The organism is Nocardia vaccinii NBRC 15922 (assembly GCF_001613305.1).
In the GTDB taxonomy this organism is placed as follows: Bacteria; Actinomycetota; Actinomycetes; order Mycobacteriales; family Mycobacteriaceae; genus Nocardia; species Nocardia vaccinii.
The window spans coordinates 300,713-321,185 of sequence record NZ_BDCC01000005.1 but is presented as its reverse complement, the minus strand read 5'-3'; the positions used below and the strand labels follow the sequence as shown (position 1 = coordinate 321,185).

Genomic DNA, 20,473 nt, shown 5'->3' with positions numbered 1-20,473 from the left:
CCGGCAGATGAACCGCAATCGCCCGCAATCCCAGCCGATTGCCAGCTGGGACATACCACGCACCCAGTGACGGACGTTTCGATGGACTGCATGGCCACCGCGAAGGTGGCCGGAAATCTACCGAAAGGCAGTCTTCGTGAAGACAACCCGCACCCGTCGCATCGTGAGCCGTGTTGCCCTCGCCGGCGCCCTGGCCGTGGTTCCCGTGGCGGCCGTGGCCGTCCCCGCCTTCGCCGCCACACCGAGCGCGAGCGCCGTCGACTGGCACAACCAGGGCCCGGACCATCGTGGTCCCGGTGACGACGACCACCGCCATGACGGTCCCCGGCCGCAGGGACCGCAGTTCCCCCAGTTCCCGCAGGGTCCGCAGCAGTTCCTCCCGTCGACCGGCTCCGCGGGCTGATCGTCCCCGGACACGGCGAGGGCCACTTCCGCTACGGGAAGTGGCCCTCGTCGAAGAATCGAACTCGCCGGTGCCGCTAGGCCATTCCGGCGATCCAGCCGTGCATCCAGGACACTGCGGTCTGACCGCCGCCGACGGAATAGCTGCCGTACGAGGTGTGCGCACCGGATCCGTAGAACTTCTCCAACTGCTGGACGCGCTTCTTGTTCGCGCCCTCGCTCAGTTGGGTCCCCAACGTTCCGATACCGCCGGCGGACATCAGATCGCCCACGATGGAACCGGCCTCGAGCTGGTAGCGCCACATGCTCGCCGGGTTCGGATCCGAGGTCTCGGCCAGGAAACCCGCGAAACGAGTGACGAAGTCGTCTGCTTTGGTGGAGCAGTACAGATCCTGCGGATCGCAGATGGTGCGCACCCGGTCGCTGACGAAACCGAAACCACCCGGGCGGGGACCACTCGCACCGGCGCCGCCGGCACGCGGGCCGACCTGGACATCGGTGGGCGAGCGACGCGGGTCGGAGATCAAGCCGACGCCCGCGATGCGGCTCGGCGGCACGACCCCGATGCCGGTGCCGATCTCGGCGGCCACGTCACCGGCCGCGTCCGCGCCCTGGCTGTAACCGATGATCGCGATCTTGGTCGCCGCACATCGCGCGGCCATCGCCTTGATCATGCCGCGAGCGTTGTTGACCGCCTGGGCTTTCGACTTACCGTAGACGTCACCCTCCCACGGGAAGGCGGTGGCGGCGTAGCTGACGTAGTCGACCCGCGTGCCGCTGGGCATATTGCGGGTGACACCAGCGAGCATGCCGGGGCCGCGCATGTGCTCGGCCTTGTCCGGACCGGTCTCCCAGGTACCGGGAATCGCCACGACGTATAGGTTCGGGCACGCGGGAGCCGCTGTCGCGGAACCACTTCCGAAGATCACACCCGACAATCCCGACAACGCAACCGCGGCCGCAGCCGCAGCAACCCTTTTCAACCGCATACCGCTCCAGTTTCAGCCTGCCCAGGACTGGGCATCCCAAGTTTTTCCAGACAATGGTGTGGTAGCCGGATTGCAGTTTGGTTAACCGTGGGCGAACAAACTACCGAACTCTCGCGAGTCCGATATCAGAACGTTTGCCCGTCGACACCGCACCGTGGTCAAGAATAGATGGACGGGCGCGCCAGTGCCATTCGACGTCCCATACACGTCCGGCTTCAGTTCCGGATCGGCCGGAAATTCGGGCGAAAGACGAAAAGCGCCCGCGAACAACAATGTTCGCGGGCGCTCTGCTCTCGAGCTGTACGTCCGGACCGATCAGCGCTGCGCGACGGTGGTCGGCACGATCGGCGTGGGCAACGCCGATTCACCCTCGAGGAAGGTGTCCACCGCGGCGGCGGCCGAACGTCCTTCGGCGATGGCCCACACGATCAACGACTGACCCCGGCCCATATCGCCCGCGACGAACACACCGGGGACCGTGGTCTGGAAACTCTTGTCCCGCTTGACGTTCCCGCGCTGGTCGTAGCCGACACCCAGATCCTCGAGCAGACCGGGCTTCTGCGGACCGGTGAAACCCATTGCCAGCAGCACCAGATCGGCCTCGAGCGTGAAATCGGTGCCCTCGATCTTCTCGAAACGCCCGTTCACCATCTGCACCTCGTGCGCCTGCAGGCCTGCGACGACCTGCTGCCCCTGCTCGTTTTCACGTCCCACGAACCGCTCGGTGTTGACCGAGTAGACCCGCTCGCCGCCCTCTTCGTGCGCCGAGGAGACCCGGTACATCAGCGGGTAGGTCGGCCACGGAGTGGACGAGGCGCGCTCCTCCGGCGGACGCGGCATGATCTCGAACTGATGCACGCTCACCGCACCCTGACGGTGCGAGGTGCCCAGGCAGTCCGCGCCGGTGTCGCCGCCGCCGATGATGACGACCTTCTTGTCCTTGGCGTGGATCGGCGGCAGACCGTCCTCGTCGGTGATCGGATCGCCGAGCTGCACCCGGTTGGACAGCGGCAGGAATTCCATCGCCTGATGGATCCCGTCCAGATCCCGGCCGGGCACCGGCAGATCGCGCGCGATGGTGGAACCACCGGCCAGCACCACCGCGTGGAACTGCTCGCGCAGCTGTTCGGCGGTGATGTCCACGCCCACGTTCACGCCCGGTCGGAAGATGGTGCCCTCGGCCTCCATCTGCGCCAGACGACGATCGATGAAACGCTTCTCCATCTTGAATTCCGGAATGCCGTAACGCATCAGACCGCCGATCCGGTCGTCGCGCTCGAACACCGTCACGGTGTGACCGGCCCGGGTCAGCTGCTGGGCTGCGGCCAGTCCGGCCGGACCCGAACCCACCACGGCGACCTTCTTACCGGTCAACCGGGTCGGATAGACCGGGGTCACCCAACCCTCGTCGAAAGCGTTCTCGATGAGCTCGACCTCGACCTGCTTGATGGTCACCGCATCCTGGTTGATGCCCAGCACACAGGACGCTTCGCACGGCGCCGGGCACAGCCGCCCGGTGAACTCCGGGAAGTTGTTGGTCGCGTGCAGGCGGTCGATACCCTCGCGCCACTGGCCCTTGTAGACCAGATCGTTCCACTCGGGAATCAGGTTCCCGAGCGGACAACCGTTGTGGCAGAACGGAATTCCGCAATCCATACAACGGCTGGCCTGGGTCCGCAGAGTTTCGTGCGAGAAACCCTCCTCGTAGACCTCTTTCCAGTCCATCAGCCGCAACGGCACCGGCCGCCGCTCGGGAAGCTCACGTTTGGTGTGCTTCAGGAAGCCTTGTGCGTCACCCATTCTCGACTCCACACGTCAGCGCCGGCCCGGCGCACCTATCAATTCCGGTGCGTCGCACCACAGTTCCAGCCACGCGCGGCGTCGAGCAGTCACAGCGCGGCGTCGACATCATTTCGGACCCAGCCGCCTTACCCACGCGCGGCCTTGAATAGTCACAGCGCGGCGTCGACATCAACTCGGACCCAGCCGCCTTACCCACGCGCGGCCTCCATAATGGCGGCGTCGACATCGCGTCCGTCCTTCTCAGCCTCGGAGATAGCGAGCAGGACCTTCTTGTAGTCGCGCGGCATAACCTTGACGAAGTGCGTCACCTGCTGCGACCAATCACCCAGAATGGCCTCGGCCACGGCCGAACCGGTCTGGTCGCGGTGCCGGACGACGACATCGTGCAGCCAGGTGAAATCGTCACCGGACAGCGGCTCGACGGCGTCGGCCTGCTCGGGCGAGATGTTCTTCTCGAAGGTTCCGTTCGGGTTGTACAGGTAGGCGACGCCGCCGGACATACCCGCGCCGAAGTTGCGCCCCGTCTCACCGAGGATGACGACCTTACCGCCGGTCATGTACTCGCAGCCGTGATCGCCGACACCCTCCACGACCGCGGTCGCACCGGAGTTGCGCACCGCGAACCGCTCGCCGGCCACACCGCGGATGAACGCCTCACCGCTGGTCGCGCCGAACAGGATGACGTTGCCCGCGATGATGTTCTGCTCCGCGACGAATTCGTCCGGGGCGTTCAGCGGCGGGCGCACGATCAGGTGGCCACCCGAAAGTCCCTTGCCCACATAGTCGTTCGCGTCACCGAACACTCGCAGAGTGATACCCGCCGGGACGAACGCGCCGAAGCTGTTGCCCGCCGAACCGGTGAACGTGATGTCGATGGTGTCGTCGGGCAGGCCCGCGCCGCCGTACAGCTTGGTCACCTCGTGGCCGAGCATGGTGCCGACGGTCCGGTTGACGTTCGTGATCCGGGTCTCGAACTTGACCGGCTTGCCGCGCTCGAGCGCATCGGCCGATTCGGCGATGAGCTGGTTGTCCAGCGCCCGGTCCAGACCGTGGTCCTGACCCTTGGTGTTGCGCCGGTCCTGGTACATGAACGCGGTCTCGACGTCGTCGAGGATCGGCGACAGATCGAGCTTGGCGGCCTTCCAGTGCTCCTTGGCCTTGGTGGTGTCGAGCAGATCGACCCGGCCGATGGCCTCGTCGAGGCTGCGGAAGCCCAGCGAGGCCAGGTATTCGCGCACCTCCTCGGCGATGAAGAGCATGAAGTTCTCGACGAATTCCGGCTTGCCGGTGAACCGCTCGCGCAACACGGGATTCTGCGTCGCGACACCGACGGGGCAGGTGTCCAAGTGGCAGACGCGCATCATGATGCAGCCCGAGACGACCAGGGGTGCGGTGGCGAAACCGAATTCCTCGGCGCCGAGCAGCGCGGCGATCATGACGTCGCGGCCGGTCTTCATCTGACCGTCCACCTGCACCACGATGCGGTCGCGCAGGCCGTTGAGCAGCAGGGTCTGCTGAGTCTCGGCCAGGCCGAGCTCCCAGGGGCCGCCCGCATGCTTGAGCGAGGTCAGCGGCGACGCACCGGTACCGCCGTCGTGGCCGGAGATCAGCACCACATCGGCATGCGCCTTGGAGACTCCAGCCGCAACCGTCCCCACTCCCGGCTCGGCGACAAGTTTCACGTGAATCCGAGCCTGCGGGTTCGCGTTCTTCAGGTCGTGGATCAGCTGCGCCAGATCCTCGATCGAGTAGATGTCGTGATGCGGCGGCGGCGAGATCAGCCCGACGCCCGGCGTCGAGTGCCGCACCTCGGCGACCCACGGGTAGACCTTGTGCGCGGGCAGCTGACCGCCCTCGCCCGGCTTGGCGCCCTGGGCCATCTTGATCTGGATATCGGTGCAGTTGCTCAAGTAGTGCGCGGTGACGCCGAAACGTCCCGAGGCCACCTGCTTGATCGCACTGCGCCGCCAGTCGCCGTTCTCCTCCGGCTCGAAGCGAGCGGGCGATTCGCCGCCCTCACCCGAATTGGAGCGTCCGCCCAGGCGGTTCATCGCGATGGCGAGCGTCTCGTGCGCCTCGGCGGAAATGGAGCCGTAGCTCATCGCGCCGGTGGAGAACCGCTTGACGATCTCGGAAGCCGGCTCGACCAGATCGATCGGAATCGGATTGCGCTCGTCGCCACGGAATTTGAACAGACCGCGCAGCGAGGCCAGCCGCTCGGACTGATCGTCGACCAGCTTGGTGTATTCCTTGAAGATCTTGTACTGACCGGTCCGGGTCGCGTGCTGCAGCTTGAACACCGTGTCCGGGTTGAACAGGTGGTATTCACCCTCGCGCCGCCACTGGTACTCACCGCTCACCTCGAGCTCGCGGTGTGCGCGCTCGTTGTGGTTCTCCAGGAAGGCGATCCGGTGCCGCGCGGCGACCTCGTCGGCGATCTCGTCCAGGCCGATACCGTCCAGCGGAGACTTCAGGCCGGTGAAGTACCTGTCGCACATCTCCTGCGAGAGCCCGACCACCTGGAACAGCTGCGCGCCCCGGTAGGAGGCGATGGTGGAAATGCCCATCTTGGACATCACCTTCAACACACCCTTACCGGCGGCCTTGTTGTAGTTGCGCACCGCCGTGTGGTAGGCGTCGCGGACCACGCCATCGGCGGCGGAGCCGCTGATTCCAGCACTGCTGCCCGGCATTTTCAACATGCCACGCTCGAGCATGTCCTCGATCGACTCGAACACCATGTACGGGTTGATCGCGGCCGCTCCGAAGCCGACCAGCAGGGCCATGTGGTGCACCTCGCGGGCGTCCCCGGCCTCCACGACCAGCCCGACCTTGGTGCGGGTGCGTTCGCGCACCAGGTGGTGGTGTACCGAGGCGGTGAGCAGCAGCGACGGAATCGGCGCGAGCTTCTCGTTGGACTCGCGGTCGGACAGCACGATGATCCGCGCACCGCCCGCGATGGCCGCCGAGACCTGCTCGTTGATCGCCTGCAGCGATTTGCGCAGCCCCTTGCCGCCCTTGCGCACCGGGTACAGACCGTGCACGACCACCGACCGCAGCTCCGGGCGCGAGCCGTCGTCGTTGATGTGCACGAGCTTGGCCAGCTCGTCGTTGTCCAGGATCGGCTGGGTCAGCGTGATCTGCCGGCAGGACTCCGGGCCGGGATGCAGCAGATCGAACTCGGGTCCGATCATGCTGCGCAGGCTGGTCACGACCTCCTCGCGGATCGCGTCCAGCGGCGGGTTGGTGACCTGCGCGAACAGCTGCGAGAAGTAGTCGAACAACAGCCGCGGCCGCGCCGACAGGACCGCGATCGGCGTATCGGTGCCCATCGAGCCGAGCGCCTCGCCGCCGGTGGTCGCCATCGGCGAGATCAGGATGTTGAGATCCTCGGTGCTGTACCCGAAGATCTGCTGCCGGATCTTGACCCGGTCGTGCACCATGTGCTCATGCGGGCGCTCGGGCAGGTCCGACAGCTTGACCGGGCCTGCTCTACCCGCATCACCGTCCAGCCACTCCTGGTACGGGTGCTCGGTGGCCAGCTGGGTCTTGATCTCGTCGTCGCCGATGATCCGGCCCTGCGAGGTGTCCACCAGGAACATCCGGCCCGGCTGCAGGCGAGCCTTCTTGACCACCTTGGACGGCTCGATATCGAGCACGCCGACCTCCGAGGCCATCACGACCAGGCCGTCGTCGGTCACCCAGATCCGCGAGGGACGCAGGCCGTTGCGGTCCAGCACCGCGCCGACCACGGTGCCGTCGGTGAAGCACACCGAGGCCGGGCCGTCCCACGCCTCCATCAGGAAGGAGTGGTAGCGGTAGAACGCGCGGCGCGCGGGGTCCATCGCCTCCTGCCGTTCCCATGCCTCGGGAATCATCATCAGCACCGCGTGCGGCAGGCTGCGCCCGCCCAGATGCAACAGTTCGAGCACCTCGTCGAAGCGCGCGGTATCCGACGCACCGGGGGTGCAGACCGGGAAGATCTTCTCCAGCCGGTTGCGGCCCTGCTCGTCGACGCCGAAGACCTCGGACTTGATCAGCGCCTCGCGGGCGCGCATCCAGTTCTCGTTACCGGTGACGGTGTTGATCTCACCGTTGTGCGCGACGCGCCGGTACGGGTGCGCCAGCGGCCAGGACGGGAAGGTGTTGGTGGAGAAGCGCGAGTGCACGATGCCCAGCGCCGACTCCACCCGATCGTCCTGCAGGTCCAGGTAGAACGCCCGCAACTGCGGGGTGGTGAACATGCCCTTGTAGACGAAGGTCTGCGCGGACAGGCTCGGGAAGTAGACGGTCTCGCGCCCGACCGGGCCCTCGCCCGCACCGGACTGGCCGAGCTCGTGCTCGATCCGCTTGCGCACGACGTAGGCGCGACGGTCCAGGTCCAGACCCGAGAGTTGCTCGACCGAATCCTTGGGCGAGGCGATGAACAGCTGCCGGAACGTCGGCATCGCGTCGCGGGCCAGCGCGCCGAGCGAGGTCTCGTCGATCGGCACCTCACGCCAGCCCAGAACCGCGAGGCCCTCCTCGCGGACGATGCGTTCCACGCCGTAGCAGGCGCGGGCGGCCTCGCGGCGGGCCTGCGGCAGGAAGGCGATACCGGTGGCGTAGGAGCCTTCCGGCGGAAGCTCGAAGGAGGCTCCGCTCTCCGCCAGCACGGCCCGGAAGAACTTGTCCGGGAGCTGGATCAGAATGCCCGCGCCGTCACCACTGTTGGGTTCGGCGCCGGCGGCGCCGCGGTGCTCCAGATTCAGCAACGCCGTAATAGCCTTGTCGACGATGTCGCGGCTGCGGCGGCCGTGCATGTCGACGACGAACGCGACACCGCAGGCATCGTGTTCGTTCGCCGGGTCATAGAGACCGGTGGGTCCCGGATTGCGATGCAATCGATCGGACCCCGGTGACCTGTGGCCAGGTAGTTGCGTCATGCCTCTGCCTTCAAAATCAGGCCTTCGAAGAAATATGGCCTTCGTCGAACGCCTCCGTCTAGACTGCGCCCCGGAGGGTTCGTCAGACCAGCGACGCTGATGGTCGTCTCGTGCAGTCAACTCTCCAGTTGTCCACCCGCTCCGGTTCGTAGTCGGGTGCTCGGCGGTTGCGGAGCCCTTCCGTGTTCCACCCGCCGTGCCCGCGTCGCCCGTTCGGTCCGGCTGTGCGAGCCCGAGGGTCTCCGCGACCCTCGGCACTCGAGGCGAATCGGGCGAGTCAGCCGGGCATTTCGTACCCGGCGTAAGAGCAAACGATAAGTCAGGACCTGCGCCCAACCAACTCAGGTTCCCTAAGAACAGCGTCTACCTGGGCTTCTCCATCGGTCCTCCACTAACTACGCGCTCACCAGTGTAAAGCAGAGATCGGTGATCGCTCAGTCGCGTATGCCACTGTTGCCCGTTGCGTCCGGTTCGCGCCCGCGCATCCTGCACGTAGGCTGCTAGATGCCCTCTAACCTGCATCGATAGAGAATTCCCAAGCCCGCGTCCGGACAAACCGACTGTTGTGCGGCTAACTTTCCGGACACACGGCGGAGACCCCACGGACACGAAGACTACGAGCCATTGCAATGTTCAGACCGTACGGTCTCATTAGCAATCTCACATTTTGGCACACCCTCAGCAAACTGGTTGTGTTGGGTATGTCACAGCGCATGGGTCATCCGCATACCGCGGCGGCCGCGCGTACCAACGCCATCTGGTGCAGTGCGTCGGACCGGCCACTGGTGAATACGCCGAACACCCCGGTCGACAACCGTTCCGCGCAGGTCGGCCCGCGCAGTTCGGCCCGCCGTTGGGCGAGCTGCCGCAGGATCTCCCCGTTCACCCGATCGATGGTCGGCCGGACCGCGGTCAGATCCGGCGAGGTCCGCGGCGCCGAACCCGGATCCAGCCGCCAGCGCGCGAGCAGTCCGCGCTGCACCATCTTGTTGGCCTCGATCTGCCCGGCGAAGACCTGCCGAACCCAGCTCTCCGGCAGTCCGAGCGCGGCTCCCGCCCGGCTCATCGAGTCGTAGACCACCTGTTCGCGAACCGGATCGTCGATCACCGGATGCTGGCCGTGCGCACCCACCCATTTGGCCGCGATCACAGCATCGGCGGTGTTCAGACGCTCGAGCAACAGCGCGATCAGCGGATCTGAGCTCACCGGGGCGGCATCGGCGGGGGCCTGCGCGCGGGCGGCCGAAACCGCCGGGTCGATCGTCATGGGCACCACCTCAACCGACATCACCCCGATCGCGACCGCGGCCGCCACCATCAACACGGACGTACGCACTGGAGACACTCCTGACGGGCTGTTGTGCGGAGATGCGAACGCGTGCCACCCGTCTCGCCGCTGCGAAGACGAGCGCCACCTCACCACGGTAACGAGCGAATATCGGATTTCCGACCCGAATTTTCGTTTCCGCGCCGACGATTCACGTCCGGCCCGCGCATCGCTGTGAGGCTGACCACAACCTGCGGACGGGACTCGGCGCGAGCGGTGTCGGCCTGTCACGCTGGAGCCGATTCGTGCGGTCGAATCCGCCCACCCCGACCGTCTCGCCGCCGTTCACCTGCGGCGATCACGAATGTCGACGACGTCGCCGGATGCGAAACCGCCTGGGATGCAGAGGATGTGAAATCCATGACCACCCCCCACATCTCGGACCCGATGGATCACGGCCCGACCAACCCGGTCCGGTCGGGCAAGGACGCGTCCTCCGGAGTTCGGACCGCCGACCTGCTGGCGTGGCTGGGTGGCGCGGGCGCCAGGATGCCCGAGCACCATGAACGGTCGGGGTACGCCGTGACCGGCGCCCTGGTGCTGCTGTTCGCGGTGATATCGGGCACGGTCGTCGCACTGGCGGCGGCGGCCGATTGGGCGGGGATCGTCGTGATCATCGTGGCGGTGCTCGCGGTGCTGCTGATCGGAACCATTTCGCGCGTGTTGGCGACCGCACCGCTGCCCGGACGCGACGGTTCGCGAATTCGCTTCGGCGGCGAGCTGATCGGGCGCGTCGCGGTGGCCGCCCTGGCGGGCGTGGTCGTCGCCGAACTCGCGAGCACCGTCCTGCTCGGCGGAACGATCGATCACCGCCTGGACGAGAACGCCGGGCGCGACGCGGAATCCGCGACCTCGGTCGTCACCGCTCGTAATGCCCTGGATCAGGCGAAATCCGACCGCGACGCACTGACCCGCACGATCACCGGCGCGCAATCCGATATCCAGCGGGCGCTGATCGTCGCCCGCTGCGAGTACAACCCGACCCCGGAATGTCCGCAGAACGAGATCACCGGGGTTCCCGGCCAGGGTCCGGAGACCCGCACCGACAACAGCATGCTCGACGACGCCCGCGCCCGTCTGGCCACCGCGCAGTCCCAGGTGCAGCCCACCCAGGATCGCGTCACCCAGCGGCAGCAGGCACTGGATCAGGCTCGCGCGGCCGCCCTGCGGACCGGCGATCGCGGACTCGGCGCCCGCTGGATCGCGTTGAACGGCTATACCTTCGGACATGCGGGCGCATTCCTGCTGCGCCTGGCGACACTCGTGATCGCCCTGGCCCTGGCCCTACTGCCGCTGCTGTCACGCTGGTGGCGCGGGGAGACAGCCTTGGACCGCCGCCTTTCGGCACGGGCCGTTGCCGATCGCGCCGAGCAGGACGCCGAGGCCGCCATCGCCGTCAAACGCGCCGAGGTCCGCACCGAGACCGAAAAGCTGCGCGCCGAACAGGAATTGGCGAGCGCACGCCTGGCCGTCCACGCCGACACCGTCATCGATCGCGAAAACCAGCGTCGCCGCGTCATCGCCTCGATCGGTGCGATGGAAATCGGCGTCACCGCGCCACAGCGCCGCGCGGTCGCCGAATTCGAAGCACTGGCGGAACTTCCGGCCGGCCCGACGCCGAACTCCCAGGAGGACACCATGTCTCAACCCTCGAACCTCCCCGCCCCGCTACCCCGGGACGCGGTCGCCCCCGCTCCGAAATCCGGCGGCCTGGAACTCCCCATCGTCGGCACCGTCCCCTTCACCGACACCGCCGCCCGGTGGATCCGTCCGCTGGTGCCCTCTTTCGTCACCGACGCCATAGATACCGCCACCCACCCGCTGCGCACCGTCCGCCAGGTCTTCGAGGAGACCGAGGAGATAACCTTCACCCTCCGCCGCACCCGCAAGGTCACCGTCGACTCGTCCGATTCGAATCCCCAGCTCCCCGCCACGGTCGTCGACGCCGCCGCCCGGACCCCCTCTCCCCAATCCACCACATACGACCTGAGCCCTACCGACCACCTCACCCCCATGGCCGGGGCCCCGGCCCCCGCCGAGCTCGATTCCCGCGATTCTCGCCGGCTCCCTCCGGGCTCCCGCTGAACCGGCAAACCTCTACTACCGCAACGTTTCTCGGCGAGCATACCGAAACCCGCCGAGTCGGCTCGCAGTTGACCGGAATCGACGCGACGGCTGGAATCCTGACGAAACCCGGACTACCACAACGTCTTCCGGCAGCTTGCTACGAATACCTCGTGCCCACAGCGGTCATCGGGCCCCGGTAAGCCAGTCCGCGTATTCGTCAACGGTAGCGGGCGCATCCGCGCCCGTGCCGCCGTCCCACCCCCGCGATGCAGGCTCGACCCGCTTGCACAGTAGATCACGGCAATAGCCGTCACGCCCCGGCCGAGGTCGGCGGATCCCCCGCGACGCGGGAAGCTCGCCGTAGCCGGATCGCGGTGTCGGCGGCATAGGCAGCTCCTCTGGCTCCTACTGATATTTGGTCTTTGCTTCGGGTTCTTCGCAGGACTTACCGTGAAACAGTTCGACGAGATGCCCGTTGAGAAATGCGAATATTCACAATGGGCGCGAATTCATCTCTTTCGTCGGACGGACGACTGTGCGATCGAGAGGATCCGTGGCATGACCACAATCGGGAATGGTTCGGCAACAAAGGAACTCGCTGGAAAACGAGCTCTGGTGACGGGGGGTTCTCGTGGAATAGGCGCGGCCGTGGTGCAGCAATTGCTGAATGCGGGAGCCGAGGTGCTCACAACGGCTCGGTCGGCGACGAGCACACTTCCGGAACAAGCGAATTTCGTAGCCGCCGATGTCCGGACACGGGCGGGAGCCGACACGCTCGCCGCGGCCGCGCGAGAAATACTCGGCGGAGTGGACATCGTGGTTCACAACGCCGGTGGTGCGCGGCCGCATTCGAGTAGTTCGAGCATTCCCGACGAGGAGTGGCAGGACGCGCTGGCACTGAACCTGCTGTCGGCCGTGCGGCTGGACGCGCTGCTCACACCGGAAATGCGGGATCGGAAATCGGGCGGAATCGTGCACATCTCCTCGGCGGCGGTCCCCACTGCGGTGGCGCCGTTCCTGCACTATACGGCTGCGAAGGCGGCCCTGGAGAATTACAGCAGAGGACTGGCGGCGGAGTTGGCCCCCTTCGGAATTCGCGTCAATACCGTATCGCCCGGCCGGACCGCGACTCCCGGCGGCGAGCAGACGCGGGAGGAATGGGCGCGAATAGCGACCGCACCGGGTCAGGACGATATACCCGCCGTACCGCTGGGTCGCGACGGCCACCCCGACGATATCGCCGAGGCGGTTCTGTTCCTCCTGTCCGACCGCGCAAGCTGGTTGACCGGGAGCAGTCTCGTCGTGGACGGCGGCGAATTCCCCCGATAACGAACCGAGGCATCACCGAATTCCGGCAGCATCACCGAATTCCGAAAGAAGAATGCGGGTAATCGATATGGGCAGATACAGCGATAGCAATGTAGTGATCACCGGAGGCGGCAGCGGGATAGGTTTCGCGATGGCGAAACTTCTGGTGGACGACGACGCTCGCGTAATGATCACCGGACGCTCCCCGACCACACTCGACACCGCGCGCGAACAGCTCGGCGAGAATGTGATGACGGTCCGAGGCGACGTCGCCACGTTATCCGATCTGGACGCTCTGGCCGACCGGGTGAAGCACGAATTCGGCGCAGTGCAAGCACTTTTCGTCAATGCCGGCATCGCCCGCAGCGCACCCCTGGCGGACACCACCGAGCAGGAATACGACGAACTGTTCGCGATCAACGTCAAGGGCGCGTTCTTCACCGTGCAGAAGCTCGCCCCGCTGCTGAGCACGGGTGCGGGCATCGTCCTGACCACCTCGAATGCGAATGTCATGGGCCTGCCGGCGACCAGCGCCTATTCGGCGGGGAAGGCCGCGGTGCGTTCGATGGCCCGGACCCTCGCTGCCGAGCTACTCCCGCGCGGCATCCGCGTCAACGCGATCAGCCCCGGTCCCGTCGACACAGGAATTCTGGAGAACGGTATGAGCGCAGAAGCCGCCGCGCGATTCAAGGCGCAGGTGGTAGCGAGCAACCCCATGCAACGTTTCGGTACTCCTGCTGAAATCGCCAGGGCTGCAGCGTTTCTCGCCTTCGATGCCACGTACACCACGGGCGCGGAACTTGTCGTGGACGGAGGCGCCACCCAACTCTGAACCGTTTTCGGGTCGTTGCGCAATCGCTCGTGCGCCTCGATGAACGGCGTGTCCTCCCACCCGGACAGATAGCTGTATTCACACGGGATATCGTCCCGCGCACGACCTTCCAGCCGAATTCGATACAGGAACGAGGCGAGCGGACGACCGGTCGCGCGCGGGTCGGCCCCCGGGCGTACCGGCACGGTGAAGCCGGCCGCGGCCGTCGCCTCGAGGAACAGCCGCGCACGAATACGAAAGCCGTTGCTCATCCGATACGGACGGGGCTGTGCTGGTTCGCGCGTCCGGCCGTGGCACCGGAAGTCGGGTCGGGTGCACTTTCGGGAACGGTTCTGCACCAATCCTCTCGCAGCAGAAGTTCCAGCAATGCCTGCTCCGCCGGACCCGGATCACGTCGAACCGCGGCGACGACGGGCTGGGATACGACCGGCGAAACCGGCCGCGCGAGATGGCAGTAGCCATGCGGCACAGCCGAAGCCGGGACCAGCGTCACACCCATGCCATGTGCGGCCCAGCGCACCGCCGTCGCCGCCTGGGACACCCGGGCGACCGTCACCGGGGCAAGATCGTTGTCCCGCAATGCGTCTCGCAACACACCGTCCAGCGCGCTGGCACGGTCGAACCGCACCCACGGCTCACCCGCCAACTCCCGCAATTCGACCCGGTCGGCCGCGAGCAGCCGATGCCCCTCGCCCAGCACCACGACGAATTCCTCGTCCCCGAGGTGATGGGCCTGCGCCGCGCCCTCCTCGCACGGCGCGGCAACCAGCACCAGATCCAGTACGCCCCGTCGACCGAGCCGCTCCAACTCGGCCGGATTCGGCTCCTCGAAAACGGTCACCTCCAACCGCGGAAACCGGCCGCGCAACGCCCTCAACGCCCGCGGCAACTGCTGCGTGCCCAATCCCATCTGCACCGCGACCAGCAACTCTCCCTCGAGCTCGTCGGCGGCCGCGCGCGCCGTCGCCCGCGCCCGCCGCGACGCACTCACCGCCACCTGCGCCTCCCGCAGGAACGCGCGTCCGACCACGGTCGGCACCAGCCCCGTCGGTGTCCGCGCGAACAAACGCACACCGAGCTCCCGCTCCAATCCCCGAATCTGCTGGGACATGGACGGTTGCGCGACATGCAACAATTCCGCCGCTGCCGTCACCGACCCCGCCTCCGCGACGGCCAGGGCGTATTCGTATTGACGAAGCGTCATCGGCTCGGCACCTTCCCACGCTGAATCGTGATCCATCGCTGTAATCAGGTAATTGCGTAACACCAATTCATACGCAGCGTGTGCGCGCCGCATTCCTGGCGAAGACGCGGGATCGCCCGGACGGCGATGGAACCCACCGGATCCTGTGCGGCGCGCCACGCAACTCCCGGCCCGGCCGGCCGGGGGTGACAACGACCTGTTCGGGCGGACCACATCGTCGACGACGACCTTTCGATCAGCGGCGGCGCCTCGGCGGCAAAAACAGTTGGGCGCTCGAGGCCGTGCGCATCAGGCTGTACCGCTGCGCTCGGCCCCTCCGGCCGAGCCGACCAACAATTTCACCTGCGTATCGAGCAATGTCAGGAGCGTCTGCAGTGCCTCGGAGTCTCCCTCGGGCTGGATGCGGCCGTGCCCGACCGCATCCCTCACGGTGAGGCGCCCACCCGCGATCGCGCCCACGGTGGCGGCGTCCGTTCGCAGCACAGCGGTGGGCGGGATTTCGCTTGCACCGGTGAGGATCTCGGCACGGCCGTCACCGATGCGCATGCGGGCAACGCTGTCATCGATCCGGAATTCGTACTCGGCCGCGAGATTCCGCAGCGCTGCGGGGTCGAGACCGTCGGCTACGAATACCAGCGCCCATTCGGCGCGAAACTCTTCGGCAGCGGCGCCTTCCTCACTCAGGAAGTATCGTGCGCCCCACAACGCCAGCGGCGCCAGGGCACGGCCGAGTTCCCTTCCGGCAGTGGTGAGTTCGTAGGCCACGGCGTTCACCGGGAGATCCAGCAGACGTCGGCTCACCAGCCCGTCGGACTGGAGTTGCCTGACCCTGGCGGCCAGCAGACTCGTCCCGATTCCGCCCAGCGCCGCCTCCAGATCGGAGTACCGCTTCGGGCCCGACATCAACTCGCGCACGATCAGCGGCGTCCACCGTTCCCCGACCACGTCGAGTGCGTGCGCCAGGCCGCAGTACTGGTCGTAGGAACGTCGCGTCATGGCCCGAGACTACCAGCGAGAACACCAGATTCTGCACTATGCATCATAAATTTGTAGCTTACTTCATTTTCTTATGTTAGTGTTCGAATCACGATCCCTCGACACCGCACATGGCGAAGGAGCCCTGATGACCAGCACCGATGCCGTACCGAAGGCCGATCTCCCACCCGACGCGCCGTACCGCGAGAAAGCGGAGTTCGTCGCGTTCTTCACCGCGGGAATAGCCAAGGGCAACCGCGAGGAGTTCATCGAACACTTCATGCCGAGAGTCCTTCCCGACGCATCGCAACGGCAGCCGCTTTCCCGCCGCGGACGCGGTCAGGCCGGATTCCGTCGTCTGTTCACCGCCGTTTTCGCGGCCGTCCCGGACCTGCGCGGGACGGTGCACCGCTGGGCTCCCACCGACGACGGGGTGCTGATCGAGTTCACCCTCGCGGGCACTCTCGGCCACCGCAACGTCAGCATCGATATCGTCGACCGCTTCGTCCTGCACGAGGGCCGGATCGCCGCTGTGGACACCTATTTCGATCCGACGCCGCTCGCCCTGCCCCTGCTCACCCATCCCCTTCGCGCACTGCGACTGTTACCCCGCTTCATCTCGTCCGGAGCCGAACGCGCAGCAACTCCGCGCGGCCACGAAGGTCGCAGCGTTACCGCCGGCACGAACGCACTCGACCTGCTCGCCGCCGGTCGAATCGTCCTGGGCGGGGCCGCTCTGGCTTTCCCCTGGCGGTTCGCCACGCTCGTCGGCGTCACCCCCACCCCGGAACTCACCTATCTGACAAGGATTTTCGGTGCCCGCGCGATTGCGCTCGGACTGGGATATCTGACCGCGTCTCCAGCAGAACGCCGCCGTTGGCGACCACTGCTCCTCGCAGTGGACACCAGCGACACCATCACCGGCGCGATCCACCTTCTCCGCCACAACGTCCCCCGGCGAGCCGCCCTGAGCATGACCGCCCTCACCGGTACCTACGCAATCGTCGACGCCATCGAGACCACCACACGCCGATGACCGACCGGTTTTCCGCCGGTTCGGGGTGAGCACGCGTCGACCGCGGACAGCGACTCGGCCTGCGTGCGGTTGCGCGGCCCCTCCCAGCCGTGGGTCTGCGATCAGTACCGCCTCACCCGGAATGTCGCGAATTTCCGCGGCCTGAACAGCGCGGTGCGATCGTTTCGTTTGATCGGCATTCTTTTTGCGGTTGACTGATCAAGTGATCGATGTCGACGTGGTTCACGTGTTCTGTGGCCCCGGCGGGCAGTTCGGTAACGAGCTGGGCGTGATCCGGGACGGGTCGGCGGGTTTCGCGGCACGCCAGGCGATGACTGCCGGAGCCGGTTCTCGCGCAGATCGTCCGCCTCGTCGGCGCTGGTGTACCCCCGCGCCATCCTGGGCCTGTCATCGACCGACCCCGATCGCTGTCGCTGGGTCGTTACCCGCCTGATGAACCCGTCGCAGACAGGGGACGCCGATCACCATGCTTCTCGGTGATCGACGGCGAGCAGAGCAATAGCGGGCCGGCTGTGCGGGTACGGCGAACCAGTAACGGGTGCGGTTGTGGCTTGGAAGAGGTGCGGATTCGGGTAGAGGGTGCGGGTACGGCGGAAGGGTTTTCAGCAGGCGAAAGGCGGATAGACTCGGGCGCGTGTTTCCCGCAGCTACCGCCGATCACGCCGGCCCGTCCACGAGCCGGGCCGGGTCGAGTGCGGTCTCGGCGGCGCCGGTTTCAGGGCTCGACGGGCCCGAATCGATTCCGGTGCGGCCGCTGTCCTTGCGGGAATCGGTGGATCTGCCGTTCGCGGTGATTCAGGCGGATATCCGCAAGCTGATCATCTTCGTCGTCGCCGGGTTGGTGCTGGCCGAGGACCTGGTCGTCGCGACAACGTCCGGATTCTCCATCCTCACCGACGGGTCCGATACCGGAACCGCCTGGTCGGCAATCCTTTCCACGGCCGTCACCGCCTGGCTGCTGCGGTTGTTCCTGCGCGGGGTCACCGTGCCGGTCGGCGTGGCACGAATTCAGGGCGGTTCGCTGACCTGGCGCGCGGCACTGCGGCGATTCGGCGGCAGGTTCGGCCCGCTGATCCTCGATCGGTTGCTGTACACGGTGATCGGCGTGCTGATTCCGGCCGTGGGCGTGGTCCTGGCGTTCGTCGGGCTGTTCGGAGCCGTACCGCTGGTGGGCTGGCTGCGGGCCCGGCGGATGTGTGTGGTCCCGGCGCTGTTCGCCGAGTCCGCATCGTATCGTGGTGCCGTGGGGAGGGCGAAAATCCTTGCCGCCGGGGCGGAATGGCGGTTGACCGGACTCTGGCTGTCGTTGCGCGCACTGCTGCTGGTGGTGGCCGTACCGCTGCTCGGACTCCCGCTGTTCGTCTCGAATTTCTCCGGCACCCACCGCTGGGCGGTGATCGTGCTGTCCACCGCGAGTGTCCTGCTGATCGCGGCCTTCGCCGAGGTGGTCGATTCGACGACGAGCGTGGTCACCTACATCGACCGCCGCTGCCGCCGCGAGGCGTGGGACGTGCGGATTCCCGCTCCGGCACACCATAATACGGAGACGGCTCGGTGAGCAGCGGCGATCTGCCTCCGGTTCCGCCATCCGAAACCGTTTCCGCACGACCGGAGCCGGACGCTCCTCCCCCGCCGCCGCGTCTCGGCCCCGCCGGCGCACATCGCGGCGCCGCCGAATACGCCGCCCTGCGCAGTGATTTCAGCACCGCGTTGCGTGAGCGGTTCCGCGCGGTGGTTCGCGGTCTGGAACAGGGCGGCGTACTCGAGATCCAGCGTTCCCGCACCGCGCAGGAGACCGCCGCGAATGCCGCGGCCAACGCCCGCGCGACCGAACTTCCCGATGCGGCACGCGATTTCGACGAGGTCGTCTACGGTGGCCGACCCGCCACCGAGGCCGAATACCGCCGCCTGGAACAGGCCGATCGTTATTCGCTCGCACCACCGCCCCAGGACGAGCCGGTCGAGACGGTCACCCGCGAGCGTCACCCGAGGCAATGGCGCATCCCGCCCCTGCCCGAGCTGCTGCGCAACCCCAAATTCTGGGCGGCGGTGGTCGGCGTCCTGGTGCTGGCGCTGATCGTCTATGCCCTGCTGCACCTGTCCGGCGCGCCGAAGGCTCCTCCGACTCCCCGACCGCCGCAACATAATCCGTTTCCGGATGAACCGCCGCCGCCACCGCCGGCGCCGAGTCCGAACGACGCGGGCGACGATTCGATCTTCGACCGGCTGCCGCACTGGCTCGCCTACGGCGGCCTGCAATGGCTGATCTGCGCCGCCATCGTGGTGTGGTGGCGGGCCCGTCGACGCGGCGCACTGGTCGGCGAACCACGTCCGGTCCAGGTCGCGGCGAATGAACTGCTCGCCGGTCAGGCCGCGCTGTACCGCAGATCCTCCGATCGCGATCACACCGCGACCAAACTGCGCGCGGCCACCATGCGCCGGATCCGCCCGATCCTGGGCCTGACCGCCGACGCACCACCGGACCGGGTGATCGCGGCCGTCGGCACCCGCACCCGTACGGACCCGAACCTGCTGGGCGCGGTTCTGTTCGGCCCGGTGGCCGACGACGCGACCCTGGAAATGATTGCCGCACAACTGGACCGAATCGAGTCGGAGATCGCATGACACAGGCCGAGACCACACACGCTCCGACCGCGCAGGACGCCCTGCGGGCGTTCGGCGCGTTGCGCACCGAGATCGGCAAGGCCGTGGTCGGCAACGACCAGGCCGTCATGTTCCTGGTGCTGGCCCTGCTGTGTCGCGGACACGTCCTGCTGGAAGGTGTTCCGGGAGTGGCCAAGACGCTGCTGGTCCGAGCGTTGGCGATGGGCCTGGAACTCGAGCACTCGCGGGTTCAGTTCACCCCGGACCTGATGCCCGGCGATGTCACCGGATCACAGATCTACGATCCGCATTCGGCCGAATTCACCTTCCGCCGCGGGCCGGTCTTCACCAATCTGCTGCTGGCCGACGAGATCAACCGAACCCCACCGAAAACCCAATCGGCCCTGCTGGAATCGATGGAGGAGCGGCAAGTCTCCGTCGCGGGCACGCCACAGTCGCTGCCCGATCCGTTCGTGGTCATCGCCACTCAGAACCCGATCGAGCAGGAGGGCACCTATCCGCTGCCGGAGGCGCAGCTGGACCGGTTCTTGTTCAAGGTCGACATCCAACTGCCCGAACGTGCGGACGAATTCCGCATTCTGCAACGTCACGCCGCCGGATTCGATCCACGCGATCTGACCGCGGCGGGATTGCGGCCGGTGGCCGGGCCGGCGCACATCACCGCGGCGCGCGCCGCGGTGACGCAGGTGACGGTGAGTCCCGAGGTGCTCGCGTACATCGTCGACCTGTGCCGCGCGACCCGCACCTCCCCCGCGGTGCAGCACGGCGCCTCTACCCGCGGCGCGACCGCGCTGCTGGCCGCCTCGCGCGCCCTGGCCTGGCTGAACGGACGCGGTTTCGTCACCCCCGACGATGTGAAGCTCGTCGCGATAGTGGCACTGCGTCATCGGCTGCAACTGCGGCCGGAGGCGGAGTTGGACGGAGTGACGGCCGAGGCCGTGATGTCCTCGCTGCTGCTGTCGGTCCCGGTTCCGGTGTAG

General features: G+C 66.9%; 14 protein-coding genes. 8 read left to right on the top strand and 6 right to left on the bottom strand.

Annotated features, from left to right (window positions below):
• Positions 1-136 precede the first annotated feature (136 nt).
• Positions 137-403: a hypothetical protein gene (locus tag NV1_RS02385; RefSeq protein WP_067884904.1), complete on the top strand. Its 267-nt coding sequence runs from the start codon at positions 137-139 to the stop codon at positions 401-403.
• Positions 404-479: 76 nt separating this feature from the next.
• Here NV1_RS02385 and NV1_RS02380 read toward each other — a convergent pair whose 3' ends face one another.
• The 4 genes from NV1_RS02380 to aroQ all read right to left on the bottom strand — a co-directional run bounded on the left by NV1_RS02380 (position 480) and on the right by aroQ (position 9,455).
• Complete coding sequence (locus tag NV1_RS02380; RefSeq protein ID WP_084524983.1) at positions 480-1,391, bottom strand: cutinase family protein; 912 nt, start codon at positions 1,389-1,391, stop codon at positions 480-482.
• 315 nt (positions 1,392-1,706) lie between these two features.
• Positions 1,707-3,191: a glutamate synthase subunit beta gene (locus NV1_RS02375; protein WP_067884902.1), complete on the bottom strand. Its 1,485-nt coding sequence runs from the start codon at positions 3,189-3,191 to the stop codon at positions 1,707-1,709.
• Positions 3,192-3,382: 191 nt separating this feature from the next.
• Entirely contained in the window at positions 3,383-8,077 is a 4,695-nt protein-coding gene (gltB, locus tag NV1_RS02370; RefSeq protein WP_067884901.1) for a glutamate synthase large subunit, read from the bottom strand.
• 760 nt (positions 8,078-8,837) lie between these two features.
• A complete protein-coding gene (aroQ, locus tag NV1_RS02365) occupies positions 8,838-9,455 on the bottom strand; it encodes a gamma subclass chorismate mutase AroQ (protein ID WP_084524981.1) in 618 nt (205 codons plus the stop codon).
• 351 nt (positions 9,456-9,806) lie between these two features.
• On the opposite strand from aroQ, the gene NV1_RS02360 reads away from it, so the two are divergent.
• The 3 genes from NV1_RS02360 to NV1_RS02350 all read left to right on the top strand — a co-directional run bounded on the left by NV1_RS02360 (position 9,807) and on the right by NV1_RS02350 (position 13,653).
• Positions 9,807-11,531: a DUF4407 domain-containing protein gene (locus NV1_RS02360; protein WP_245713516.1), complete on the top strand. Its 1,725-nt coding sequence runs from the start codon at positions 9,807-9,809 to the stop codon at positions 11,529-11,531.
• Positions 11,532-12,071: 540 nt separating this feature from the next.
• Positions 12,072-12,842 carry an SDR family oxidoreductase gene (locus tag NV1_RS02355; RefSeq protein WP_067885105.1) on the top strand — a complete coding sequence of 257 codons (771 nt, stop codon included), beginning with the start codon at positions 12,072-12,074 and terminating at the stop codon, positions 12,840-12,842.
• A gap of 52 nt (positions 12,843-12,894) precedes the next feature.
• On the top strand, positions 12,895-13,653 hold the full coding sequence (locus NV1_RS02350) for an SDR family oxidoreductase (RefSeq protein WP_307627845.1): 759 nt from the start codon (positions 12,895-12,897) through the stop codon (positions 13,651-13,653).
• A 247-nt stretch (positions 13,654-13,900) separates the two neighbouring features.
• Here NV1_RS02350 and NV1_RS02345 read toward each other — a convergent pair whose 3' ends face one another.
• Together NV1_RS02345 and NV1_RS02340 are read right to left on the bottom strand one after the other, a co-directional pair.
• The gene (locus tag NV1_RS02345; protein ID WP_067885103.1) at positions 13,901-14,857 is read right to left on the bottom strand and encodes a LysR family transcriptional regulator; all 957 of its coding nucleotides are present in this window, start codon (positions 14,855-14,857) and stop codon (positions 13,901-13,903) included.
• A 288-nt stretch (positions 14,858-15,145) separates the two neighbouring features.
• On the bottom strand, positions 15,146-15,853 hold the full coding sequence (locus tag NV1_RS02340; protein ID WP_067884896.1) for a winged helix-turn-helix transcriptional regulator: 708 nt from the start codon (positions 15,851-15,853) through the stop codon (positions 15,146-15,148).
• Positions 15,854-15,980: 127 nt separating this feature from the next.
• On the opposite strand from NV1_RS02340, the gene NV1_RS41745 reads away from it, so the two are divergent.
• The 4 genes from NV1_RS41745 (at position 15,981) to NV1_RS02320 (ending at position 20,473) form a co-directional block, all read left to right on the top strand.
• A complete protein-coding gene (locus tag NV1_RS41745; protein WP_169813271.1) occupies positions 15,981-16,868 on the top strand; it encodes a nuclear transport factor 2 family protein in 888 nt (295 codons plus the stop codon).
• A gap of 634 nt (positions 16,869-17,502) precedes the next feature.
• On the top strand, positions 17,503-18,426 hold the full coding sequence (locus tag NV1_RS02330; RefSeq protein WP_245713514.1) for a hypothetical protein: 924 nt from the start codon (positions 17,503-17,505) through the stop codon (positions 18,424-18,426).
• A complete protein-coding gene (locus tag NV1_RS02325) occupies positions 18,423-19,493 on the top strand; it encodes a DUF4129 domain-containing protein (protein ID WP_245713513.1) in 1,071 nt (356 codons plus the stop codon). The genes NV1_RS02330 and NV1_RS02325 overlap by 4 nt, the downstream gene beginning before the upstream one ends.
• Positions 19,490-20,473 carry an AAA family ATPase gene (locus NV1_RS02320; protein WP_067884895.1) on the top strand — a complete coding sequence of 328 codons (984 nt, stop codon included), beginning with the start codon at positions 19,490-19,492 and terminating at the stop codon, positions 20,471-20,473. Before NV1_RS02325 ends, NV1_RS02320 begins: the two co-directional genes overlap by 4 nt.

Bases quoted from the DNA above. Each gene is read 5' to 3' on its own strand.
- NV1_RS02380 (WP_084524983.1), bottom strand. From the start codon at position 1,391: ATGCGGTTGAAAAGGGTTGCTGCGGCTGCGGCCGCGGTTGCGTTGTCG.
- NV1_RS02375 (WP_067884902.1), bottom strand. From the start codon at position 3,191: ATGGGTGACGCACAAGGCTTCCTGAAGCACACCAAACGTGAGCTTCCC.
- NV1_RS02360 (WP_245713516.1), top strand. From the start codon at position 9,807: ATGACCACCCCCCACATCTCGGACCCGATGGATCACGGCCCGACCAAC.
- NV1_RS02355 (WP_067885105.1), top strand. From the start codon at position 12,072: ATGACCACAATCGGGAATGGTTCGGCAACAAAGGAACTCGCTGGAAAA.
- NV1_RS02350 (WP_307627845.1), top strand. From the start codon at position 12,895: ATGCGGGTAATCGATATGGGCAGATACAGCGATAGCAATGTAGTGATC.
- NV1_RS02345 (WP_067885103.1), bottom strand. From the start codon at position 14,857: ATGACGCTTCGTCAATACGAATACGCCCTGGCCGTCGCGGAGGCGGGG.
- NV1_RS02340 (WP_067884896.1), bottom strand. From the start codon at position 15,853: ATGACGCGACGTTCCTACGACCAGTACTGCGGCCTGGCGCACGCACTC.
- NV1_RS41745 (WP_169813271.1), top strand. From the start codon at position 15,981: ATGACCAGCACCGATGCCGTACCGAAGGCCGATCTCCCACCCGACGCG.
- NV1_RS02320 (WP_067884895.1), top strand. From the start codon at position 19,490: ATGACACAGGCCGAGACCACACACGCTCCGACCGCGCAGGACGCCCTG.